Annotated in this window: 20 protein-coding genes; 14 read left to right on the top strand and 6 right to left on the bottom strand. The window is 72.6% G+C overall.

The window, feature by feature from the left end:
- Nucleotides 1-12: 12 nt before the first annotated feature.
- The gene (locus tag ACIQ9E_RS23470; protein WP_403709985.1) at nt 13-873 is read right to left on the bottom strand and encodes a (2Fe-2S)-binding protein; all 861 of its coding nucleotides are present in this window, start codon (nt 871-873) and stop codon (nt 13-15) included.
- Between the two features lie 588 nt (nt 874-1,461).
- Here ACIQ9E_RS23470 and ACIQ9E_RS23465 point away from each other — a divergent pair.
- From ACIQ9E_RS23465 to tgmB, 8 genes are all read left to right on the top strand, one after another.
- On the top strand, nt 1,462-2,829 hold the full coding sequence (locus ACIQ9E_RS23465; RefSeq protein ID WP_403709983.1) for an acetyl-CoA carboxylase biotin carboxylase subunit family protein: 1,368 nt from the start codon (nt 1,462-1,464) through the stop codon (nt 2,827-2,829).
- The gene (locus ACIQ9E_RS23460) at nt 2,826-4,571 is read left to right on the top strand and encodes an IucA/IucC family protein (RefSeq protein WP_403709981.1); all 1,746 of its coding nucleotides are present in this window, start codon (nt 2,826-2,828) and stop codon (nt 4,569-4,571) included. The genes ACIQ9E_RS23465 and ACIQ9E_RS23460 overlap by 4 nt, the downstream gene beginning before the upstream one ends.
- Nucleotides 4,568-6,334: an IucA/IucC family protein gene (locus ACIQ9E_RS23455; protein ID WP_403709979.1), complete on the top strand. Its 1,767-nt coding sequence runs from the start codon at nt 4,568-4,570 to the stop codon at nt 6,332-6,334. Before ACIQ9E_RS23460 ends, ACIQ9E_RS23455 begins: the two co-directional genes overlap by 4 nt.
- Nucleotides 6,331-7,650 (top strand): type III PLP-dependent enzyme, encoded by a 1,320-nt coding sequence (locus ACIQ9E_RS23450; RefSeq protein WP_403709977.1) that lies wholly within the window; start codon nt 6,331-6,333, stop codon nt 7,648-7,650. The genes ACIQ9E_RS23455 and ACIQ9E_RS23450 overlap by 4 nt, the downstream gene beginning before the upstream one ends.
- A 108-nt stretch (nt 7,651-7,758) precedes the next feature.
- On the top strand, nt 7,759-8,445 hold the full coding sequence (locus ACIQ9E_RS23445) for a YoaK family protein (RefSeq protein ID WP_403709975.1): 687 nt from the start codon (nt 7,759-7,761) through the stop codon (nt 8,443-8,445).
- Between the two features lie 4 nt (nt 8,446-8,449).
- The gene (locus ACIQ9E_RS23440; protein WP_403709973.1) at nt 8,450-8,857 is read left to right on the top strand and encodes a hypothetical protein; all 408 of its coding nucleotides are present in this window, start codon (nt 8,450-8,452) and stop codon (nt 8,855-8,857) included.
- Nucleotides 8,858-9,648: 791 nt separating this feature from the next.
- Nucleotides 9,649-9,840, top strand: coding sequence for a putative ATP-grasp-modified RiPP (gene tgmA / locus ACIQ9E_RS23435; RefSeq protein WP_006351063.1), 192 nt, complete (start codon nt 9,649-9,651; stop codon nt 9,838-9,840).
- A 12-nt stretch (nt 9,841-9,852) separates the two neighbouring features.
- Nucleotides 9,853-10,782 carry an ATP-grasp ribosomal peptide maturase gene (tgmB, locus tag ACIQ9E_RS23430; RefSeq protein ID WP_403709970.1) on the top strand — a complete coding sequence of 310 codons (930 nt, stop codon included), beginning with the start codon at nt 9,853-9,855 and terminating at the stop codon, nt 10,780-10,782.
- Between the two features lie 76 nt (nt 10,783-10,858).
- On the opposite strand, the gene ACIQ9E_RS23425 is transcribed toward tgmB, so the two are convergent.
- From ACIQ9E_RS23425 to ACIQ9E_RS23415, 3 genes are all read right to left on the bottom strand, one after another.
- The gene (locus ACIQ9E_RS23425) at nt 10,859-11,056 is read right to left on the bottom strand and encodes a CstA-like transporter-associated (seleno)protein (protein ID WP_403709968.1); all 198 of its coding nucleotides are present in this window, start codon (nt 11,054-11,056) and stop codon (nt 10,859-10,861) included.
- A complete protein-coding gene (locus tag ACIQ9E_RS23420; RefSeq protein ID WP_403710246.1) occupies nt 11,053-13,128 on the bottom strand; it encodes a carbon starvation CstA family protein in 2,076 nt (691 codons plus the stop codon). The genes ACIQ9E_RS23425 and ACIQ9E_RS23420 overlap by 4 nt, the downstream gene beginning before the upstream one ends.
- 174 nt (nt 13,129-13,302) lie before the next feature.
- On the bottom strand, nt 13,303-13,554 hold the full coding sequence (locus tag ACIQ9E_RS23415; protein WP_403709966.1) for a DUF3311 domain-containing protein: 252 nt from the start codon (nt 13,552-13,554) through the stop codon (nt 13,303-13,305).
- Nucleotides 13,555-13,784: 230 nt separating this feature from the next.
- Here ACIQ9E_RS23415 and ACIQ9E_RS23410 point away from each other — a divergent pair, with 230 nt between their 5' ends.
- The 6 genes from ACIQ9E_RS23410 (at nt 13,785) to ACIQ9E_RS23385 (ending at nt 20,236) form a co-directional block, all read left to right on the top strand.
- Nucleotides 13,785-15,305, top strand: a complete 1,521-nt coding sequence (locus tag ACIQ9E_RS23410; protein ID WP_403709964.1) for a sodium:solute symporter — start codon at nt 13,785-13,787, stop codon at nt 15,303-15,305.
- A complete protein-coding gene (locus ACIQ9E_RS23405) occupies nt 15,302-15,892 on the top strand; it encodes an RNA polymerase sigma factor (protein WP_403709962.1) in 591 nt (196 codons plus the stop codon). Before ACIQ9E_RS23410 ends, ACIQ9E_RS23405 begins: the two co-directional genes overlap by 4 nt.
- On the top strand, nt 15,889-16,194 hold the full coding sequence (locus tag ACIQ9E_RS23400; protein WP_403709960.1) for a hypothetical protein: 306 nt from the start codon (nt 15,889-15,891) through the stop codon (nt 16,192-16,194). Before ACIQ9E_RS23405 ends, ACIQ9E_RS23400 begins: the two co-directional genes overlap by 4 nt.
- A 491-nt stretch (nt 16,195-16,685) precedes the next feature.
- Nucleotides 16,686-18,134: a cytochrome P450 gene (locus tag ACIQ9E_RS23395; RefSeq protein WP_403709958.1), complete on the top strand. Its 1,449-nt coding sequence runs from the start codon at nt 16,686-16,688 to the stop codon at nt 18,132-18,134.
- 288 nt (nt 18,135-18,422) lie between these two features.
- On the top strand, nt 18,423-19,772 hold the full coding sequence (locus tag ACIQ9E_RS23390) for a cytochrome P450 (protein ID WP_403709957.1): 1,350 nt from the start codon (nt 18,423-18,425) through the stop codon (nt 19,770-19,772).
- Nucleotides 19,773-19,849: 77 nt separating this feature from the next.
- Nucleotides 19,850-20,236 carry a BlaI/MecI/CopY family transcriptional regulator gene (locus tag ACIQ9E_RS23385; RefSeq protein WP_403709955.1) on the top strand — a complete coding sequence of 129 codons (387 nt, stop codon included), beginning with the start codon at nt 19,850-19,852 and terminating at the stop codon, nt 20,234-20,236.
- A gap of 56 nt (nt 20,237-20,292) precedes the next feature.
- Here ACIQ9E_RS23385 and ACIQ9E_RS23380 read toward each other — a convergent pair whose 3' ends face one another.
- Both ACIQ9E_RS23380 and ACIQ9E_RS23375 read right to left on the bottom strand, forming a co-directional pair.
- Nucleotides 20,293-21,723 (bottom strand): M6 family metalloprotease domain-containing protein, encoded by a 1,431-nt coding sequence (locus ACIQ9E_RS23380; RefSeq protein ID WP_403709953.1) that lies wholly within the window; start codon nt 21,721-21,723, stop codon nt 20,293-20,295.
- A 257-nt stretch (nt 21,724-21,980) separates the two neighbouring features.
- Nucleotides 21,981-22,862: a universal stress protein gene (locus ACIQ9E_RS23375; RefSeq protein ID WP_403709951.1), complete on the bottom strand. Its 882-nt coding sequence runs from the start codon at nt 22,860-22,862 to the stop codon at nt 21,981-21,983.
- Nucleotides 22,863-23,255 lie beyond the last annotated feature (393 nt).

Here is a 23,255-nt window from a genome sequence, read left to right as displayed (position 1 = left end):
GACCGCCGGGAGTCAGGAGGCGGTGCCCTCCAGCCGCCGCAACCGCTCCGCATCGCCCGTCCGCGGGCACGTTCCGCAGGCCTCGTCGGGCCGGATCGCGTAGTAGAGGCAGCAGCCCATCCGGGTGCGGGTCGGGTACGTCCGCCCGTCACGGCCCGTCAGCCGCCGGAAGCCGGCGCCGCCGAGGAAGGGGCCGACGGGTCCCGGCAGGAGTTCCCCCGCCTCGTACACGGCGCGCTCCTCCTCGCCCAGCATCCGGCCCGTGTACCAGACGGCGGACACCAGATCGTCGCCGACCATGCCCCACAGCGCCCGCGGACCGCGCCGCAGCCCCGGTCCCATCGCGGCCAGCAGCGGCCGGACCTGGTCGGCCACCGACTCCCGCAGCCGGTGGCGGAGGGCCTCCTCGTCCGCGGCCGTCTCCACTCCGGGACGGCCGGCCGCCGGATCCCCGGGCAGCGCGACGAAACGGCCGGGAACGACCGCCAGGATGCCGGGCGTCCGGCCGAACCGTACGTCCTCCGGCCGCAGCAGGGGCACCCGGCGCTCCAGGTACCAGGGCCCGGCGATCAGCAGACAGACGGCCCACAGGCAGGAGTGCAGCGCCCGGGAGGCCACCACGTCGGGGCGTGCGGTCCGCCCGTGCAGTTCTTCGATCCGTTCGGACTCCGCCGCCAGGAAGGCCTCCAGCAGGGCGGGCTCCCGGGCCAGCTCGGCGCCGCAGGTCCAGCCGCGGCCGGCGGGGGTGCGCGGCGGCGCCACGTCGATCCGGGGCGTCGCACAGACCGCGGCGAGCCTGCGGAAGGTGGCGTTCAGCGGGTTGGAGCGGCGAAGGGCAGCTCCGGCAGGTGCGGGCGCCGGGGCCAGAGGCACGGGTACTCCTCTTGGAGCGGGATTCGTTCGCGGTGGACGGTCCGGACCTCGTGGAGGAACCGGCGGACACGGAACGGCGGAACGGAGGAGGCCCGGCCGTGGCCGGGACAGCGGTCGAACAGCGGTGGGGCAGTCGAACGGGCAGGTGGAGGGGCGGTGCAGGGCAACGCAGAGGCGGCGCGGGCAAGGCGGGAGGGGCAGATGCAGATAAAGACAAGGAGAAAGGCGGAAAGAGGCAGGCGCGGAAGGCACTGCCCGGGAAAGCGAAAGGTAAGGCTCACCTTAACCACATCGTCCTCACGCGTGCGAACTGAGCCTCCGGCCCGCCCAATTGGCATGTTTAGGGATGCCTAACCTAAGCTCCGGCGCATGATCCAGAGCGACCGGACCGCCTCCTGTCGGAACGAACCACGGGACGGGCCGCCGGTCGCCCCCCTGCCTGTCACCGGGACTGCCGCACCCGCCGCCGAGCGGGCCGCCCCCCGGCCCGCCACGGGCCGCGGTACCCGCGCCGCCGCCGGCCGGCACCCCCTGACGGCTGTCCCCCGTCCCCTGCCCACCGACCGGGCGCGCGGAAGTATTTCACCCATGCAGACCATGCAGACCACACCGTCCACCGACCGTACGGACCCCCCTGGGGAGTCCCCACGGCCCACCGGCACCACCATCCGTACCACCCCGGCACCGCGATCCCCGTCCGATGCCCCGTCCGCTGCCCCGACCGATGCGCCGGCCCCCCGGCCCGGCCCGGAGTCCGGCCCGGTCTCAGGGCGCCACCTCTACCTCCTCGCCCTCAACCCCACCGACGCCGTCTCCGAGGGCTATCTGCCCGCCGCGGCACAGCTCGGCCTCGACCTCACCCTCCTCACCGACCAGCCCGAAGCCCACCGCGCCCGCCACCCCGGCCTCACCGTCCTGCAGTGCGACGTCCGCGACCACCACGCGGTCATCAGCACCATCTCCGCGCACCGCGCCCCCGACGCCGTCTTCAGCAACAGCGACCACCTCCAGACCGTCACCGCCCTCGCCGCCGACTACTTCGGCCTGCCCGCCAAGGACTGGCGCGCCACCCTCCGTGCCAAGGACAAGGCCCAGATGCGCCGCGCCCTCGCGGCCACCGGCGAACACCGCGTCCACAGCGTGGAACTCGCCCCGGACCAAGATCCCGCCGCGCTCACCGGTGTTCCCTACCCCTGCGTACTCAAACCCCGCGAAGGCGTCGCCAGCGAGGACGTCGTCCATATCGGCGACGAAGCCGCGTTCCTCCGCCACTGCGCCGAGATCAGGGCCCGGCGCCCCGGCGCCGCCCTCGTCGCGGAGGAGTACCTCCCCGGCGAACTCGGCACCCTGGAGACCCTCGGCGACGGACACCGCCTCCATATCGTCGGCGGCTTCCGCACCGACCTGTCACCGCTGCCCTACTTCATCGAAGAACGGCTGACCTACGTCCCCGCCCACCCCGCCCCCGTCGTCGCCCAGGTCCTGGCCGCCCTCGACACCCTCGGCGTCGGCTTCGGCGTCTGCCACACCGAATTCGTGGTCCACCAGGGCCGCGCCCGGATCATCGAGGTCAACTACCGCTCCATCGGCGACCAGGGCGATCTGATACTCCAGCGCCTCCTCGGCATCCCGCTCTTCGCCCATGTCCTCCTGGTCCACCTCGGCCGGCGCCTCCCCGCCGACCTCGGCGCCCGCACCGGCGGCGCCGCCCGGCTGGAGTATCCCGTCGCCGACCGCGCGGGCACCCTCACCGCCGCCCCGGGACCGGCCGATCTGACCCTGGGCGACGTCACCCTGACATACCGTCCGGCCCGTGCCGTCGGCGAACGGCATCCGCTGTACCGCACCAACCGCGACTATCTGGGCACCGTCCGCGCCACCGGACCCGACCAGTCCGCCGTGGACCGGGCCGTGACCGGCTTCCTCGCCCGGCAGAGCTGGGAGATCACCCCGTGACGGACGCCCCCGTACTCCTCGACGTCCTCAGCACCCTCCTGCGCGAGGACGCCGTCGGACTGCGGAGCCGCACCACCCGCGTCGACCTGCCCGACGGCACCTGGCTGCGGCTGCCCGCACAGGACGACGCCCTGCTGCTGCCCGTACGCACCGCGGCCCCCGCGTTCCAGTACGGCACCGAGGCCCGGCTCCCGCTGCTGCGCCGCGAGTCCGACGGCACCGAACTGACCACCACCGAAGCCGTACTGCGCGCCCTCGGCGCCCTCGCCGACCCCCGCGACCGGCCCGGCTACGCCGACTTCGAGGACGAATGCCGGCAGGCGGAGACCACCGTACGGCTCCACCGCGCCACCGACGCCGCCGTCCGCGGCCGCCTCTGCGAGCGCTACGGTGCCGACCCCGCCCACTGGACGGGACCGGTCGCCGCGCTGGCCTTCGACACCCTCGCCGCCCGGCTCGACCACCCCGTCCACCCGGCGGGCCGGGGACGGCGCGGCCTCACGGCGGCCGACCTCCGGGCCTACGCACCCGAATTCCACCCCACCTTCCCCCTGCGGTGGCTCGCCGTACCCGCCGAATCCCTCACCGCAACCGGACCCCTCGACGGCCTCTGCCCCCCGCCGTCCGCCGTGGGCCTGCCCGCCCGGCTCGACGACAGCCACCGCACCCTCCCCGTCCACCCCCTCACCGCGGGCACCCCCCTGGCGGACGCCCTGGCCGCCGCCGGACTCACCGGCCGCGCCCACCTCGCCCCCGAGCCCCACCACGACGTCGTCCCCACGCTCTCCATGCGGACCGTCGCCCTCACCGGCGACCCTGCCGTCCACCTCAAAACCCCCCTGGCCACCGCCACCCTCGGCCGCCTCAACCGGCGCACCATCAAACCGGGCACCCTCGCCGACGGCGCCGCCGTCCAGCACATCCTGACCGCCGTGGCCGCCCGCGAACCCCGCTTCCGCACCACCGTCCTGCACGCCGACGAAACCGTCTGGGCCCAGGCCGGCCACGAACTCCTCGCCGTCCTCGTCCGCCGCCAGCCCCCCGGACTCGACACCACCACCGCCGTTCCGCTGGCCGCCCTGCTCGCCCCCGCCCCCGGCGGCGGCCTCGTCGCCGACCGGCTCGCCGAACGCTTCCACGGCGGCGACACCGTCGCCCTCGTCGACGCCGTCCTGACCCGCCTCATCGACTGGGCGACCACCCTGCTGGGTTACGGCATCGCCCTCGAATCCCACCAGCAGAACATCACCCTCCTCTACAACGACGGCACCGACGAAGCCACACCTGGACCCCGCCTCCTCTTCAAGGACAACGACGGCCCCCGTATCCACCCCGCCCGGCTGCGCGCGGCCCTCGGCGAAACCCCCGGACTCGACTTCAGCGACCCGCGCATCGTCACCCGCGACGACCGCGCCCTGCTCGACCTGTTCACCACCATCACCGTCCACCTCTGCGCGGGCGCCTACGCCTTCGGCCTCGCCCGCCACGGCCACGCCCCCCTCCACCACCTGCTCGGGCTGATACGCGACCGGATCGCCGAAGGCGCACAGCGCCTCGGCACCGGACCCGGAGACATGGGCGCCCTGCTGCGCACCCATGTACTGGACGCGGCCCGACTGCCCGTCAAGGCCATGGTCACGGCGGGCACCCTGCTGGCCAAGGAGAGATCAGGCGCATTGGACATCAACAAGCACTACACCACCGGACCCAACTACCTGCTGCGGGGGAGTGACCCTCGATGACCAGCACCACATCCGACCGCCCCACCCCCTTCGCCGGCCCGCCGGCCGGACTCCCCACCCCCGGGGACGCCGTCTCCCACACGCTCCTCAACTGCCTCCTGCGCGAGGTCTCAGGACCCGAACGGCAGACCGCGGTCAGCGGCGGACGGCTGCTGCTTCGCCTGCCCCGCGCCGGAGTACTGCTCCGCGTCGCCCTGCGCCGTACGTCCCTCCTCGGCGCCCACCGCTTCTCCGGACCCGTCAGCGAAGAACGCGACGGCACCTGGACCGCCGTCGGCTGGCGGCGCCTCGCCGAGCACACCCACGCCGAACTGTCCCTGCGCACCGGAGTGCCCAACGACGAGTTCCTCGCCCAGATCAGCGCCAGCCACCGAGGCGTCTCCGCCGCCCTGAGCGCCCTCCCGCACCGCCGCCGCGCCACCGCGGGCGACGACCGCAGACTCGACGACTACCTCGCCTCCGAACAGTCCCTCGTCCTCGGCCACCGCTTCCACCCCACCCCCAAGGCCCACGGCGGCGACCCCGCCGCCTGGTCCAGCTACGCCCCCGACGCCGGAGTCTCCTTCCCGCTGCGCATGCTCGCCGTCCGCCACCACCTCGTCGCCGAAGAACACGCCGACCCGGAGCCCCCGCACGGCACCGCACCGCTCGACCGGCTCGCCCCCGTACCGCCCGGATACCGGCTGCTCCCCGCACACCCCTGGCAGTACGCCGAACTCGGCCCCGCACTGCGCCCGCTGCTGGCCGCCGGGGACGTCCTCGACCTCGGCACGGGACGGCGGCCCTTCACCCCCACGGCGTCCGTCCGCACCCTCTACGACGGCGAGACGTTCCTCAAATTCAGCCTGAACGTCCGCATCACCAACTGCCTGCGCAAGAACTCCGCCTACGAACTCTCCGGCGCCGTCGCCCTGACCAGGCTCCTCGGCCCCGCCCTCGACGACCTCGCGGCCCGTTTCCCCGGCAGCGGCGTCCTGCGGGAGCCCGCCTACCGCAGCCTCGCCGTCCCCGGGCCCGGCGGACGGCCCGACACCGCCCTCCTCGAAGGGTTCGGCGTCATCGTCCGCGAGGGACTGAAGGAACGGCTGAGGCCCGGCGTCACCCCGCTGCTCGCCGCCTCCGTCGCCGACGAGTACCCCACCGGCCCCGGACACATCTCGGCCCTCGGGCCCGCCGGAAACCCCGCCGCCGCCCTCGCCTGGTGGCGCGCCTATCTCGCCCTCCTCGTCCCGCCCGTCCTGGCCGCCTACTTCGACCACGGACTGGTACTCGAACCCCACCTCCAGAACGTCGTCGTCGGCGTCGGCGACGACGGCCGCCCGGCGCAGATCCTCTTCCGCGATCTGGAGGGCACCAAACTGCTGCCGGAACACCACGCAGCGGCCCTCGCCGCCCTGCCCCCGGCGGTCGCGGCGCCCATGACCTACGACGCCCGGCGCGGCTGGGACCGGGTCGTGTACTGCCTGTTCGTCAACCATGTCGCGGAACTGCTCGCCGCCCTCGCGGACCTCCATCCGCAGACCGAGGCCGCACTCTGGTCCGAGGTCCGCCGCACCGTCCGGCGGTACGCCGACGAACACGGCTGCCCGCCGCAGCTGAGCGCCCTGCTGGCGGGCGTACCCCTGCCCGCGAAGGCCAACCTCCTCACCCGCTGGGAGAGGGCCGCCGACCGGCACGCCGGATACGTCCGGCTGCCCTCCCCGCTCGCCGAGGACGTCCTGCGCCAGGCGACCCGCAACGACGCCGAACGGAGCACCTCATGACCCCAGGACCCGCCCCGGTCACGGTCCCCCGACCCGTCGAACGGCTCATCCGCTCCCTGAGCCCGGGCGAGCTGCCCGCGTACGTCTACGACCTCGCCGCCCTGCGCGACCACGCGGCCGCGATCCGCGCCGCCCTCGGCACCTGTACCGAGCTGTACTACGCGGCCAAGGCCAATCCGGAAGCGGACGTCCTGCGCGTCCTGTCCCCGTACGTCGACGGCTACGAGGTCTCCTCGGGCGGCGAGCTGGCCCATGTGGCCGCCGCGGTACCCGGCCGCCCCCTCGCCTTCGGCGGGCCCGGCAAGACACCCGAGGAGACCTCGGCCGCCCTGCGGGCCGGCGCCGCTCGCTTCCACGTCGAGAGCGCCCGCGACCTGAGGCAGCTCGCCCGGCTCGCCCGGGAGGCCGGGGCCGGAAGCGGCGGCAGGCCCCCCGCCGGTGTGCTCCTCAGGGTCAACCTTCCGGTACCCGGCGGACTGCCCGCGGGCAGCGCCCTGACCATGGGCGGCAGCCCGTCGCCCTTCGGTATCGACCCGGCCGAGGCGGAGGATCTGCTGCGGGAACTCACCGGAGCATGCGGCCCGGCCCTGCGGTGGCACGGCGTCCACGCCCATCTCGCCAGCGGGCTCACCGCCCCCCAGCACCTGGCGCTCGCCCGCTCCGTCGTCACCTGGTCCGCGGCGCTCGCCGCCCGCCACGGCCTGCCGCTGCCCGAAGTCAACGTCGGCGGCGGAATGACCGTCGACTACACGCGGCCCGCCGACCGCTTCGACTGGACGGCCCTCGGCGCCGGACTCGACCGGCTGGCCGGCGAACACCCGGGAACCGTGCTCCGGATCGAACCCGGCCGGGCCCTGACCGCCTACTGCGGCTGGTACGCCACCGAGGTACTCGACGTGAAGCGGAGCCACGGCGACTACTTCGCCGTGCTCCGCGGCGGCACCCACCATCTGCGCACACCGGCCACCAAGGGCCACGACCAGCCGTGTGCCGTCCTGCCCGTACGCGACCGGCCCCAAGACCGGGATCCCCACGAGGCCCGGGTGCCCGGCCGGCCGGACGGCGACCGGTCCGGCGGCCCGGACGCCCCCGCGGAGTCCGGCGGCACGGTCACGCTCACCGGCCAGCTCTGCACCCCCAAGGACGTCCTCGCGCGCGGCGTCCCGGCGCCGGGGCTGCGGCCCGGCGACCGGGTGGCGTTCGCCCTGGCGGGCGCGTACGCCTGGAACATCTCGCACCACGACTTCCTGATGCACCCACGGCCCGGGTTCCACTTCCTCGGCGCGTCTGCGGGCGACGTCCCCGGGCGCCCGTAAGGTCGGACCCGCCGCGACGGCCCGGTGCGGGCGATCCAGCCGGGCCGGAGACCGCCCGGACAGGACCACAGCGCACGGTGAGTGCGGAGCCCGGAGGTGCAGTGAATCGTGAAACCACCGGCCGGATCCGCCCTCACCGCCGCCCTGGTCGTCCTCACCCTCACCACCGGGATCGTCGAGGCCGTCAGCTTCCTGGTACTCGGCCCCGTCTTCACGGCCGTCCAGACCGGGAACCTCCTGCTCCTCGGCTTCGCGGTGGCCGGGGAGGGCGGACTCTCCCCGGCGGCCTCCGCCGCCTCCCTCGGCGGCTTCGTCGCGGGTGCCGTGCTCGGGGCCCGCTTCGAATCCGGTCTCGGCCGTCGCGGCCGCCACTGGTTCGGCCCCGCCCTGCTCACCGAGGCGGCCCTGCTGACCGCCGCCGCAGCCGTCGCCTGGCACACCGGCGCGCACCCGGCCGGGCCGCAACCCGCGCTCACCGCCCTGGTCGCGGTTGCCATGGGGATACGGAACATCACCACGCTCCGCGCCCGGGTGCCCGACTTCACCACCACGGTCGCCACCCGCTCGCTGACCGCGCTCCTCGCCCCCCTCGGGGCCGACACCCGCATCGACTCCGGTGCCGGGCGCCAGGCCCGCCGCCTGGCTACTGTCGGCGCCATGTTCACGGGCGGGCTGATCGGCGCCCTCCTGCTGCGCGCCGGCGCCTCCCCGGCCGTGCTGCTGCTGGTGGTCGCCGGGTCGGTCGTCGCGGGCGCCGCCGTCTACGAGACCGCCCGGCGCCGGAGCGCCGGATGATCCCATGCCCCGGAGGCAGCCCCCGGGCTACCGTTCCCCCCTGCGGCACCGGCCCGGCGGAATCGACGAATCCGGCGGCTGCCGGGCCCTGGCGGCCTGGAACACCGAGGCCACCGCCCTCGGCCGTGTACCCCTCGGCTTCGGGGACCGCCACCGGACCGCCGAGACCGGCGGGGGAGAGCCGTGGTTCGTCACCGTCTCGGACCTCGCGGCGAAGTATTACTGCGTCATAGGGGCGGCCAGCCGGCCCGACCCCGGTGCCCTCGCCCCCTACCGGCTGCGCCGGAGCCCGGAGGACCCCGACGACTTCCTCGTCAGGTTCCGTTCCCCGCATACCGCCGAACCCGGCACGGAAGAGGCCTGGCAGGGATTCACGGACACCGTGAAAGATCCGGGGACACAGCGGCCCTGAGAGCGGAACGACGCCCCCTGCGCCGTCCATGGGCCCGTTTCGCCCGCGCCGTACGCATTCGCACTTCCCGGAACTCCGCCAAATGGCCGGGAACGCTCGGTGCCCACCGGAAGTTCCCCGATATCGGGGCCGGCATCAGTTGTTGTCCGGCGGCGCTCTCAACCGCCCTGGGGAACGTATCTGAAATGCGCTGTTTGCCGTCCCTGTGTGACGCGAGAGTGACGATCCCTGCGCGAACAGTGGCGCGTACCCGCGAAAAATGCCTATGCGTGTGCGAGCCTGGTAGCGGCACACCGTAGCCCGCAGCCGCGGGACCGCCGCTGGTACGAGGGGGCGCGGTCCGTTCGCGGACGACCCGCGCCGTCTGCCGGGCGACGGATCCGCGCTCCACCCTTTTCGTGGCCAAGGCATCAGGTACGGGCAGAACTCACGGAAGAGAAACGCGCCATCACGCTCTGTTTCATAACGACGGAGGTGCGTGTGTGAATTGCGGAGTGATCGTGGCAGGTGTGGCTGGTGGGTCGGATGGTGACGGAGGTCACTCCACTTTCCAGTGCACGAAATTGCCGGTTCAAGCGTCTCCTTGGTTGTCAGGAAAACTTCAACGGCCCGTCTGCGCGGTCATGTTCACTGTGGCATATGCGATCGCGGGGCCGGGCGGGTGTCGACTGGCAAGCTTTATCCGCAATATGACGGACCGTGATGAACTGGCTACATCGCGGCCCCGTATTGCTCCTTACGCGGCCACGCGGTGGCCCGAGAACAGTCCCGAGCGGGGCAGGGAGAAAAGCATGAAACCGTTCGCGTGGAACTACGCACGTCCGGCCGAGCTGTCGCCCGTCGTCGATCAGTACTCGTACGACGCCACCCTTCAGATGAACGTCCTGCCCGACGGTCGTCCCGCCATCCTGGACCGGGCCCTGCTGGCGGCGGTCGGCACCACCACTTCGACGGCGGGCTCCGCCACCCACTTCGACGACTGACGCTTCCCTGAAATGACGGTACTGATCCTTACCAGCGAGGAGGACGTGACCGCGGACATGGTGGTGGCACAGCTCCACAAACGCGGTGTCCCCCTCGTCCGGTTCGACCCCGCCGACCTCCCGGGAGACGGCACGCTCTCCGCCGAGTACGTACGGGGCGAATTCCGCGGTTATCTGTCCACCGGAGGGCGGGTCGTCAGCATGGACGGCCTGCGCTCCATCTGGGTGCGCCGGCCCGGTGAGCCCGCCGCCCGTGCCCCCGAGCCTTCCGCCTGGCTGACCGCCGAAAGCGGACAGGCTCTCTACGGCATGCTCCACAGCACCACCGCGCGCTGGATGAACGAGCCCGGCGCGGCCGCCAGGGCACGGCTGAAGCCGTGGCAGCTGCGCCTCGCCCACCGCAGCGGCTTTCCGGTGCCCGCGACGGTCGTCACCACCTATCCGCAGGTGGCCCGGCAGTTCGCGGACCAGTACCGGCACGTCGTGGTCAAGGCCGTGTCGGGCAAGCCGCCGCACGACCCCCCGATGGCGCTGCCCACCACGCTCGTACCGGCGGACGCCGACTTCTCCGATGTGGCGGCGGGACCCACGCTGCTCCAGCGCTACATCGCGAAGGAAGCCGACGTCCGGCTGACCTGTGTGGGCGAGGAACTCTTCGCCGCCCGTAAGACGGCCGCCCCCGGCCAGGTGGACGGCCGCTACGGGGAGACCGGGCACATGTGGGAGCCGGTCCCGGTACCGGACCGGGTCCGGCGCGCGGTCACCCGCTACACGGAACTGGCCGGTCTGGCCTACGGAGCCTTCGACTTCGCCGAGGACGCCGAGGGGACGTGGTGGTTCCTGGAGTGCAACCAGGGGGGCCAGTTCGGCTTCATCGAGCTGGAGACGGAGCAGCCGGTGGCCGATGCCGTGGCCCAGTGGCTGAGCGCCCCGGCGGACTGACACCACGGTCGGCGCCGGTACCCGCCGGAGCCGGCGGGCCCGGGAGATCCCCGGGCCCGCCGCCCCGCCCCGCCCGTCAGCAGCAGCGTGACTGCGGAGACTCCTCCAGCTTCCGGGCCCGCTGCCGCTGGAACTCCCGCCGGGTCGGCACCGGCTCGCCGGGCCGGGCCCGGAGCCGGTGCTCGCAGTAGCGGTCGTACGCAGTGTCCCCGCTGACCTCCCGCAGATACCGGTACACGGCACGCAGCCGGTTCCCCACCGCCGCGGCGGTCATTCGTGCACCCCTGCCTTCGCCTCCGGCGCCGGGACGTCCAGGGCGGACGCCACATAGGGCGTCTCGGTGGTCGGTGGCAGGGTGGGGGCGCGCAGGGCGCGGACGCAGACCACGGCCGCGTTGACGACGACCACCGTCACCAGCAGCACGAAGAGGATGATCAGCACCCCGTCCACGGTGGAGTTGAGCACGATGGTGTCCATATCGTCGGCGTTCTTGGCGGGGGCCAGCACCTTCCCCGCGTCGGCGGCGTCGGCGAACCGGTCGCGCTGTGCGAAGAAGCCGACCCGGGGGTCGGGCGAGAACACCTTCTGCCAGCTCGCGGTGAACGTCACCGCCACGGTGAACGCGAGCGGCACACCGGTCACCCAGGCCCAGCGGAACCGCCCCGACTTCACCAGCAGCGTCGTCGCCACGGTCAGCGCCACGGCCGCGAGGAGCTGGTTGGCGATACCGAAGAGCGGGAAGAGCTGGTTGATCCCGCCGAGCGGATCGGTGGCACCCGCGTACAGGAAGTACCCCCAGCCGCCGACGACCAGCGCACTCGCCAGCCAGATACCGGGCTTCCAGTTGACCCGGCCCATCGGCTTCCACACATTGCCCAGCATGTCCTGAAGCATGAAACGGCCCACCCGGGTCCCCGCGTCGACGGTCGTCAGGATGAACAGCGCCTCGAACATGATGGCGAAGTGGTACCAGAACGCCTTCATGCCCTCGCCGCCGATGACATCGGAGAAGATCTGCGCCATCCCGACGGCGAGGGTCGGCGCGCCACCGGTCCGGGCGACCAGGGTGGACTCCTCCACCGCCTTCGCCGCCGCGGCCAGTTCGTCCGGTGTGATGGTGAAGCCCAGATTCGCCACCGCCGCGGAAGCCGATTCGACGGTGTTGCCCAGCAGTCCGGCCGGGGCGTTCATGGCGTAGTAGAGGCCCGGGTCGAGGACCGCGGCGGCGATCAGCGCCATCACGGCGACGAACGACTCCATCAGCATCGCCCCGTAGCCGATCATCCGGACCTGGGACTCCTTGGCGATCAGCTTCGGCGTGGTGCCGGAGGAGACCAGGGAGTGGAAGCCGGACAGGGCACCGCAGGCGATGGTGATGAACAGGAACGGGAAGAGCGAACCGGCGAAGACCGGCCCGTCCCCCGAGGAGGCGAAGTCCGTCACGGCGTCCGCCTGAAGCTTCGGGGCCGCGAACACCACCCCGAGCGCGAGCAGCGCGATCGTACCGATCTTCATAAAGGTGGAGAGGTAGTCCCGGGGCGCCAGCAGCATCCACACCGGGAGCACCGAGGCCACGAACCCGTACCCGACCAGACAGAACACGAGCGTCGTCGGGCTGAGGGTGAAGGTGCCGGCGAGGGACGACTCCTGGATCCAGCCGCCTCCCACGATCGCCAGCAGAAGCAGCGCCACCCCGATCAGACTGGTCTCCAGCACCCGGCCGGGCCGCATGATGTGCAGATAGAAGCCCATGAACAGGGCGATCGGGATGGTCATCGCCACCGAGAAGGTGCCCCAGGGCGAATGCGCCAGCGCATTGACCACGACCAGCGCCAGCACGGCCAACAGGATGATCATGATGGCGAAGACGGCGATCAGTGCCGCAGTACCGCCGACTCGGCCGATCTCCTCACGGGCCATCTGTCCGAGGCTCTTGCCGTCCCGCCGCATCGACAGGAACAGCACCACCATGTCCTGCACCGCCCCGGCGAAGATCACACCGAACACGATCCAGATGGTGCCCGGCAGATACCCCATCTGCACCGCCAGTACAGGACCCACGAGCGGACCCGCGCCCGCGATGGCGGCGAAGTGATGGCCGAGCAGCACCCGTTTGTCGGTGGGCTGGTAGTCGACCCCGTCCTCCAGCCGCTCGGCGGGAGTGGCACGGGTGTCGTCCGGCTTCAGCACCCGGGTGACGACGAAGCGCGAGTAGAAGCGGTAGGCGATGGCGTACGAGCCGAGCGCGGCGGCCACCAGCCAGACGGCGGAGATCTCCTCACCGCGGGAGAGCGCCAGCACGCCCCAGCAGAGCGCGCCGACGACGGCGACCGCCGCCCAGATCATGATCTTCACGGGATTCGCCCGGGACAGGGGCGAGGGGGACGGCAACACGGGGGCTCCTCGACAGGACGGGGACAGCGGAAGGGGAAGAACGGAAACAGGGGTGCGGGCGGAACGGCGATACGGGAGAGCGGGGGAGCGGTGACGCGGGGACGGGCGCCCCCCGGCCGGTCCCGCTCAGGTCTCCGGCCGCCGCGGACGGGTGAGCAGATAGGCGGCCAGCAGCCCGAGGCCGCAGCCGGGCACCCAGGCCAACTGGTACCAGTAGAAGAACGGGATGCCCGCGAGGCGGGGTCCGCCCGTCGCGTACGAGGGCACCCAGAGCAGTGCCACCACGGGGGCCAGCAGTGCGACGGCGGCCGACGCGCGCCGGAGCCGGGACACCGGACGGTCCTCGTCCCGCTCCGTCCGCTGCTCGCTTACCACCACTCCGACCTCAGCTTTCTGCGGTTACTGCGGTTACTGCGGTTTCTGCGGGGGCGCCGGGCTTCTGCGCCAGTTGTCCACAGGTCCGCTCGGTGTTCCGGCCGGACTGTGCAAGAGTTGCCGGTCACCGCCGTTTGGTTGACAGGGGACGGCCGTCGGATCCGCCCGGCCGCGGGGCGGGGCGGCGAGCGGGGGACCGGCAGGTCCGGACAGACAGCACTGGGGGGTGACCGATGAGCGGATCCGCCGTCACCACGGCGTTCCTCGCCGTCATCGGCGCCGCGTCCCTGCTGGCCGCCGCGGCCCGCCGGTTCCGTACCACCGACGCCCTGCCGTCCCTCGACGGCTGGGCCCTCGCGGACCGGAAGCTCGGCCCCGGCTGGACCTGGCTGCTGCTCGGCGGCACGGTGTTCACCGCCTACACCTTCACCGCGGTCCCCGGACTGGCCTACGGCAACGGCGCCCTGGCCTTCTTCGCCGTCCCCTACACGGTCATCGTCTGCCCCCTGGCCTTCGTCCTGCTGCCCAGACTCTGGTCGGCGGCCCGCGCGCACGGCTGTGTCACCGTCGCCGACCTCGTCCGGGCCCGATACGGCTCCGCGCCGCTCGAACTGGCCGTCGCTCTCACCGGCATCCTCGCCACGATGCCCTACCTGGCGCTCCAGTTGCTCGGGATCCGCGCCGTACTCGACGCCGCCGGGCCCGCCCCGGCCACGGCCGATCCGGTGATGGTCGCCCTCTTCGCCGGACTGGCCGTCGCCACCTACCGGCACGGGCTGCGCGCCCCTGCCGTCATCTCCGGCTTCAAGGGCGTGGCCGTCCTCGGTTCCGTCGCCGCCCTGGTCTGGCTCGTCCTGGACCGCTTCGGGGGACCCGGCGGGGTGTTCGGCGCGGCCGCCGGGGAACTGGCCGCCCGTGACAGCGGGCCTTCCCTGCTGCTGACGGATGGTCAGCAGCCGGCGTTCGCCACCCTCGCGCTCGGCTCGGCGCTCGCCCTGCTGATGTATCCGCACGTCCTCACCGTCGGCTTCGCCGCCTCCGGCCCCCGCGCCCTGCGCAAGGCCACGGTCGCCCTGCCGGTCTGGACCGCCGTCCTCGCCCTCTTCGGCCTGCTGGGCATCGCGGCCGTCGCCGCCGGGGTGCGCACCCCGCCGGGCGGCGCCGAGTCCGCGGTCCCGCTGCTCGTCACCGAGCTGATGCCGGCCCCGCTCGCCGGACTCGTCCTCGGCGCGATCACCGTCGGCGCCCTGGTGCCCGCGGCCGTGATGTCCGTCGCCGCCGCGGCACTGTTCGTCCGCAATGTGTACGTCCCCTTCCTCCAGCCCACCGCCACCCCCAAACGCCAGGTGCGCGTCGCCCGAGCGGTCTCCCTCACGGCCAAGGCCGGTGCCGTCGCCTTCGTCTTCGGACTGCGGGACCAGGCCGCCGTCCACCTCCAGCTCCTCGGGGGTGTGTGGATCCTGCAGATCCTCCCCGCGGTCGCCCTCGGCCTCTACGTCCGCGGGCTGCGCCCCGGGGCGCTGCTGGCGGGCTGGGCCGCCGGGATGGCCTTCGGCACCGCCGCGGTCGTCCGGGAGGGCTTCTCCTCCGTGGTCCCCCTCGGCCCGGGTGGTTCGTCCCTCCAGGTGTACGCGGGACTGGCGGCGCTCCTGCTCAATCTCGCGGTCGCCGGGGCGGGTACGGTGCTCTCCCGGCGGCGCCGGGGCCCCGGGCACCCGGCTGCTGCCCGTACCGGGGAAAGAGGCACCCCATGAGACGTGCCCCACGTGCCCCACGCGCCCCACGTCCCCCGAGCACCCTGACCGCGCCGCCCCCGCCGGCCGGAGGCGGTGGCGCGGACACCGAACGGGAGACCGCTCTCGCCGGGCTCTTCGAGGCGCACTACACATCCATGCTCCGCCTCGCCACGCTCCTGGGCGCCGACGACCCGGAGAACATCGTCGCCGAGGCGTACTACGAGCTGTACCGCAAGTGGCGCAGACTGCGGCGGACGGAGAGCGCGGAGGCGTATCTGCGTTCCGTCGTCTGCAATCTGACCAGGATGCGGATACGTCATCTCCAGGTCGTACGCCGCCATGTCCAGGCCCCCGGCGCGGACCGCATCCCCGAATCCGTCGCCTCCGCCGAACACACGGCCCTCCTCCGCGACGACCAGCAGGCACTGATCGGTGCGCTGCGGCAACTGCCGCCCCGCCAGCGGGAGGCCCTCGTCCTCCGGCACTGGCTGGGGCTGAAGGAGGCCGAGATTGCCGAGGCCATGGGGATCTCGCCCGGTTCGGTGAAGACCCACACCGCGCGCGGTATCGCCGCACTGACCCAGGTCATGGAGAACCGCCGATGAACGCACGCCCCACCGGCTCCCCGAACGGACCGGGCGTCCCCGAGACCGAGACCCGGCTGCGGGAGGCCCTGGCAGCCGTGGCCGACCAGGTCCGGCCCGACCCCGGTGCCTACCGCGCCGCCAGCGCCGGCTGGCGGCGCCGCGAACGCCGCCGGCGCCTCACGCTCGCCCTGCTGACGGCCGTGGTGTTCGCCCTCGCCGTGGTCGCCGGAGTGAAGGTCCTCAACGCGGCCCCCTCCGGCTCCGGTTTCCACCACGGCCCGCCGGCCCCGACCGCACCCGCCCGCTCCCCGGGAGGCTGACCGGCCCGGCACCCCTGAACCCGGCCCCGGCACCCCTGAACGGAAACGGGGCCACGGTACGAGCGGGCTGTTCGAGGAGATCGTCTACTCCCAAGAGTGTTATCTACTTCAACTGTCCCCCCATGCCTACGCCGATGTCCGGAGGCGTCTCCGCAGTCGCCCCGGAGACGCCGTGGCCGCCGACGAAGCCGCGGAGAACATCCGAACCGCCGGGACTGCGGGTACGGGGACGGCCCTGCACCGGAGCGGCAAGGACCACCGTGGCCGTCACTGCCCGTACTCCCCGAGGCCTGTGAGCCGGTGTGCTGAACTCCTGCGGGCGAAAAGCTTTCTGACGGCTTGTCGTATGGGAATCGAACAGGGCTATGCTGCCTGCGGCCCGGGACCCGACGACCTTCCGGGTCCTGTCCGGGCGATCGCGTACCGCGGGACGGAACCCTGCCGCGACGGGTGTCCGGACGACCGCACACTCCCGGCTTCGGAGGCCAACGGTGACCACCCCGCGCTCAGACGTAGTCCCTGACCGAGAAGCCCAGGCCCCACCGCCCAAGTGCCCCGCACACAACCTCGGGCAGGACCTCGGTCCCGAGGGCCTCGTGAGGATCTACGGCCCCGCGGCCGAGGCCAACCCCCAGGCGATGTACGAAAGGCTGCGGCGCGAGTACGGGCCCGTGGCCCCCGTCCTCCTCCACGGCAACCTCCCGGCCTGGCTGGTGCTGGGCCACCGGGAGAACCTGGAGGTCATGCGGACCCCCTCCCTCTACTCCCGTGACTCGCGCATCTGGACGATGTTCAAGGAGGGGCGGGTGCCGGCGGACTCGCCGCTCGCCCCGACGCTCGCCTGGCAGCCGCTCTGCCTCTTCGTCGACGGGGAGGAGCACGCCCGGCTGCGCGGGGCCGTCAACGACGGCCTCGGACAGTTCAACCGGCACGGCATCCGGCGCTATGTAGTGCGCTACACCCGGCAACTGGTGGACGCCTTCGAACCGAGGGGCGAAGCGGACCTCGTCAAGGAGTACGCCGAGCAGCTCCCCATGCTGGTGATGACCCAGCTGCTCGGCATGCCCGAGGAGAACGGGCCCGAGCTGGTGGCAGCCGCCCTCGACTTGATCAAGGGCACCGAGTCGGCGCTGGCCAGCAACGAGTATGTGGTGCAGACCCTCCGCAGACTGGTCGAGCGCAAGAAGGAGGAACCCGGACGTGATCTGGCGACCACTCTCCTCCAGCACGAATCCGGCCTGACGGACGACGAGGTCGTCGAACACCTCCGGCTCATCCTGGTCATGGCCAACGAGACCACCATGAACCTGATCATCAACACCCTGCGTCTGGTCCTGACCGACGGTTCCTTCCGCGCCAGTCTGTCGGGCGGTCAGATGACCCTGCCGAACGCCCTGGACCAGGTGCTGTGGGACGCGCCCCCGATGTCGGTGATCCCGGGGCGCTGGGCGACCGGCGACACGGTCCTCGCCGGGCAGCAGATCAAAGCCGGTGATCTGATGATGCTGGGCCTGGCCGCGGGCAATATCGACCCCGCGATCAGGCCGGACCCGTCGGCGTCCATGTACGGCAACCGCTCGCATCTGGCCTTCGGCAACGGACCCCACGGCTGCCCGGGGCAGGATATCGGCCGGGCCATCGCCGACACCGGCATCGACGCGATGCTCGCCATGCTGCCCGGCCTCGAACTCGCCGTCATGGACTCCGAGCTGCCCGTCAGCAGCGCCTGGCTGAGCCGGCGCATCCAGTCGCTCCCGGTGCGGTTCACCCCGCGTCACGCCCTGCGGGCCGACGACTTCCACGTCAGTACGGAGGCTCCCAAGGCCCAGCCCCTCCCAGGGGTCGCCGTCGACGCGGTCGCCCCCGCACAGGCACCCGAGCCGCCCGCCCCGCCCTCCTGGTGGCGACGGCTCATCGGCCGGGCCCGGCGCCGGAACTGACGACCTCCGGACCGGTCCGCCGCCGGAGCTGACACGACTCCCCGCAGGCCGAGCCGACCGGGCGGCGCGACCCGCCCGGTCCCGGGGACGAAGTCCCCGGAACCGGTGCCCGTTCTCTTGGAGCGGCCCCGTGATCCGCGTACGATACGATCCGCCGATTCCACCCCTTCTCCGACTTTTGTCCGTTCCTTTCGGCCTGTCCAGGGGCCTCCTTCCGCCGCACGCCGCCCACCGGGGCCGCTGCGCGGCCGGCCGGCCCGGGGGCGTTCCGGCACAAGGAGTTGCTCCGTGGCGTCCAACCGCTTGCAGCACATACCCCGCGCCCCCGGCGCACTCCCGCTGATCGGCCACACCATCCGGCTCGGCCGTGACCCCCTCGGCTTCCTCCGGACCCTGCGCAAGAGCGGTGAACTCGTGCGCATCGACCTCGGCACCCTGCCGATCTACGTCGCCACCAGCGCCCGCGTCATCCACCAGGTCACGGTGGAACACTCCCGATCGTTCGAGAAGGGGCGTCTCTACGACCGGGTCCGCACCCTCTTCGGCAATGGACTCGCGACCGCCAACGGGGACGTCCACCGCACCCATCGCAGGCTGATCCAGCCGATGTTCCACCGCTCCCGGATCGAGGGGTACGCAGCGGTGATGAGCCGTCGCGCCGTCGCCCTCGCCGACAGCTGGACCGACGGACAGCAGGTCGACATCGGGCACGTGATGAGCGAATACACCATCGAGACGCTCGCCGAAACCATGTTCTCCACGGACATGGGCCGCCCCGCGGTGGACGCGGCCCTGCGCGATCTGCCCGTCATCCTGCGCACCATGCTGTTGAGGGCGGCGTCCCCGAAGGTCCTCGAACGACTGCCCATCCGCATCCACCGGGACTTCGACCGGGCGGGGGCCAATCTGCGGCGCATCATCGACGACGTGGTCGTCACCACCCGGCAGCACCGGGACGAAGGCGGTACGGACCTGGTGTCCCTGCTGCTCGACGCCCGTGACGAGGCCACCGGGCTCGGCCTGACCGACGAGGAGGTCCGGGACGAACTCGTCACCTTCCTGTTCGCCGGAACCGACACCACCGCCTGCGTCCTCGGCTGGGCCGTCTCCGAGATCGCCCGCCACCCCCGGGTCGAGCGGGATGTCCTCGCCGAGATCGACGAGGTGACCGGTGACCGGCCCGTCACCGTCGACGACATCCCCCGCCTCGGCACGATCCGCCGCGTGCTCGACGAGTCGGTCCGGCTGCACGGCGCCACCCTGCTGATGCGCCGCACCACGGAACCGGTCGAGCTGGCCGGGCACCCGCTTCCGGCCGGGGTGGAAGTCGCCTTCAGCCTCTACGCCATGCACCGGGACCCGGCCCTCTACCCCGACCCCGACCGCTTCGACCCGGACCGGTGGCTCCCGGAGCGACGGGCAGCGGTACCGCGGGAGGCCTTCGTCCCCTTCGGGGCCGGAAACCGCAAGTGCATCGGCGACACCTTCGCGTGGACCGAGGCCACCATCGCCCTGGCCACGCTCCTCGCCCGCTGGCGGCTGCGCCCCGTCCCCGGGAGCGCCGAACCCCGCGAGTCGGCCGCGGTGATGGCGTACCCCGACCGTGTCCCCATGATCGTGGAGGCGCGCCGCCCCTGAGACCGCGGCCGTGGCACCCTCACCGCCCCGGTGATAATCGGGCAAACGGCTGGGAGGCAGCCCTTAGTGTGGTTTCCGTGAAGGGACAACTGGGAGAGCTGGAAGACGCGGTGATGACCCGGGTGTGGCGGCTGGACCGGCCGGTCACGGTCCGCGAGGTGCTGCTCGAACTCCGGCGGGAACGGACCATCGCCTACACGACCGTGATGACCGTCATGGACAAGGTCCACCGCAAGGGACTGCTCCGCCGCGAACTCGACGGCCGGGCCTACCGCTACACCGCGGTCGCGACCCGCGCCGAGTACGCGGCGGCCCTGATGAACGAGGCCTGGGCGCACGGCGACTGCCCGACCCGTGCCCTGGTGGCGTTCGTCGGCACGATGTCGCCGGAGCAGCGTGCCGCGCTCGACGAGGCGTTACGCATCCTGGACGCCCGGGGCGGACCGCCCCAGGTGCCTACCTGAGCCGGTCCGGGGTGCGCAGCGCCCGTACCCGGCAGGGCCTGAGGGAGCCGTTTCCGTCAGCCGCCGGCGGGCGCCGTCACCGGGGCGTTCACGGTCACCGTCGCCGTCATCACCGGCCCCGGCGCCGAGATCGCGGTCAGGGCGACCCCGCTGTCGCCGCCCGCGTTCGTCAGCGAGCCCGGTTTGCTCTCGCCGGTGAGCGCCGTATTGCCCGAACTGCCGGGGAAGGGGTCCCCCGCGTCGCCGCGGTTCCGTGCGCCCTCCAGATCGCCCAGCGCGTCGGCCTGGACGAGCGCGACCCGGTACCGGCCGTCGTCGGTGTTGTCTTCGCGGCTCTCGTCGATATGCCACACCAGCAGTCCGCCCGCGGGCAACGAGGCGTCGTAGCCGGTGGGCTGCCGGTTCTCCACCAGGAAGTACTCGTCCCCGACCGCCCCGCCGGTCCAGAGCCGGTGCACCGTACGCGCGGACTTCACGTCCTCGAAGGCGACGGGTCCGTCGGAGTCGACCAGCGCCGCCTCGGCCCAGCCCTGCCGCAGCTTGCACCAGGCCGACGGATGGACCGGGACGTCACCGCCGCCGCCCCAGGCGCCGCCTGCCATCAGACACCAGTCGCCGACCCCCTCCGACGATCCGTCGGTGTCGTAGAGATCGGGGAACCCGAAGACGAGATGCCCGATCTCGTGTGCCGCGACCCCGATCCGGGCGTCCTCGGGGATCGTCAGATAGGCGTAGACCTTCGTGCCGTCGGCCTCGTACGCGGACGGCAGCAGCCACTTGTGGGACCAGAGGTCACCGGTGCTGCCGCTGGTCTCGCCCCCGGTACCCGCGTGCACCACGATGAACGCGTCCACGAAGCCGTTGCCGTCGTTGTCGTACGGGCCGAAGTCCATCAGCGGGTCGGCGGCACGGGCCGTGTCCTCGGCCATCACCCGGGCCCGGGGCTCCCCCTCCGGATTGCCGACGCCCGAGTTTCCGCCCGCGTACCAGGCCATCGTCTGCGGCAGCCGCAGCGGTCCGACGACCTCGCCGACGATATCGACGAGACCGCCCGTGACCTCCCGGAAGTACTCGCGGACACTGCCGTGCGGCAGCTTCCCCAGGGAGAAGAACAGGTCTTCGAAATGCTGCTTGCCCGTGGTCATCGGGCGGTCGGCGAAATCCGCGAGGACGACCGCGACCCGCACCGCGCCCCGCAGCGGGGGGCGTTCGGCCGCCGCCGACATCACCGTGACGGCCGGGGTGCCCGGCGGGTAGGCCTCCGGCGGCATGATGGTCCCGTCGTCGAACCCGGCCCGGGTTCCTGCCGTCGTACGCGGCAGCAGTCCGCCCGTCCCGTCGGCGGCCAGCCGCTCCCGCACCTGCGGGCTCGGCGGTACGGCGCAGAAGTCGGACCAGGCGGCGTAACCCCCGCGGGCGGGCGGCCGGCCGTGAGGACGGTCCCTGTGCGGACGCTGCTGGTCGTACGGACGGCTGTGCTGGGACATGCGAACCCCCGGGAGGCACCGGGCGGCGACCCGGGCCGGCCGGTGGTGTGACGGCGAACGAGACGGAGCGGAACGGCGGTGCGGGCGGCCCGAACACGACGACCCGACCGAAAGGCATCGTAGAGACCGGGGCGTGTGCGAGTCGATGCGTTCGGCCGGAGTGTCCGGCACCGGTGCCCGGAGTGCCCGATACGGTGCTGGATATGACGGTACGGCCTCCGGGACCGACGGGTCCCGGAGGCCGTACCGGCGTGGTCTCAGGAATCGCTGCCGCGGACCACCGCCACCGGGCAGTGCCCGTGGTGCAGCAGTGCCTGACTCACCGACCCCAGCAGCAGTCCGGTGAAGCCGCCGCGGCCCCGTGCCCCCACGACGATCAACTGGGCCTGTTCGGTCGCTTCGATCAGCGCCTGCCGGATCCGGTTCTCCACCAGCCGGTGGTGCACGGTCACCTCGGGATAGCGGTCCTGCCGGCCCGCGAGCGCCTCGGCCAGCAGCCCCTCCTCCGCCGACCGCATCCGGTCGATGCCGTCGACCAGGTTCTGCGGGTGGCCCGGGTCGTCGCCGCCGCGCTCGGTCCAGGTGTTCCACGCGTGTACGGCCACCAGGTCCACTCCGCGTGCCGATGCCTCGGCGAACGCGAACCCGATCGCCGCGTCACCCCGGGGCGAACCGTCGACGGCGACCACGACGGGCCCGGTCGCCGCGGCGTCACCGCGGACCACCAGCACCGGGCACCGGCCGTGGGCGGCCAGATGGACCGCGGTGGACCCGATCAGCAGCCCGATGAAGCCGCCCATGCCCCGGCTGCCGACGACCACCAGCGACGCCTCGCGCGAACGGGCCTCCAGCACCGTCAGCGGCTCACCGGTCACCAGATGCTCCGTGACCTTCACACCGGGCTCGGTCTCCCGGGCCCGTGCGACGGCCTCGGAGAGCAGCTTGTCGGCGGCGTTGCGCAGCCCTCCGTCGGCGGGGCCGACGGGGGAGGGGCCGAGGGAGACATGCAGGGAAGGCCAGATGAAGGCGTGCACGACCTGGAGCCCCACCCCGCGCAGCTCGGCCTCCCGGGCCGCGATCTCCACGGCGGCGAGCGCCGACGCCGAGCCGTCCACCCCGACCACGACCGGACCGTTCATCACAGCACTTCCGTTCTTCCGTGTGCGCAGAACCGGCGGATCTGCCCGAACCGCCGTCTCCAGTCTCGACCCGCGAGCCGCACCCCGCACGGGCCGAACGTCCATGACCGGCGGGACGAACAGCCCTGATGGCGGAGGGTGAGCAGGACTTTCCGGACGGCGAGGGATTTTCCCGGCCCAGCGGAAGGAAAGTGGACGAGTCCCACTCGGTTGTTCCGGTGGGAAACCACCCGATATCAGGCTCCGGACCCGGCGGGGTCCGGTCGGCGCACACGAGGACGAACAGAAAGGGCAGGAGCATCCGGCGGCGGACAGGGGCGACGATGCCGAGGGCGACGCGGCGACCGGGGGGATCGTCGGACGGTTCCGCCCGCCGGCTCGCCCCCGTACCCC

The organism is Streptomyces sp. NPDC094448, assembly GCF_044763775.1.
In the GTDB taxonomy this organism is placed as follows: Bacteria; Actinomycetota; Actinomycetes; order Streptomycetales; family Streptomycetaceae; genus Streptomyces.
This window is presented reverse-complemented; position numbering and strand designations above follow the sequence as displayed.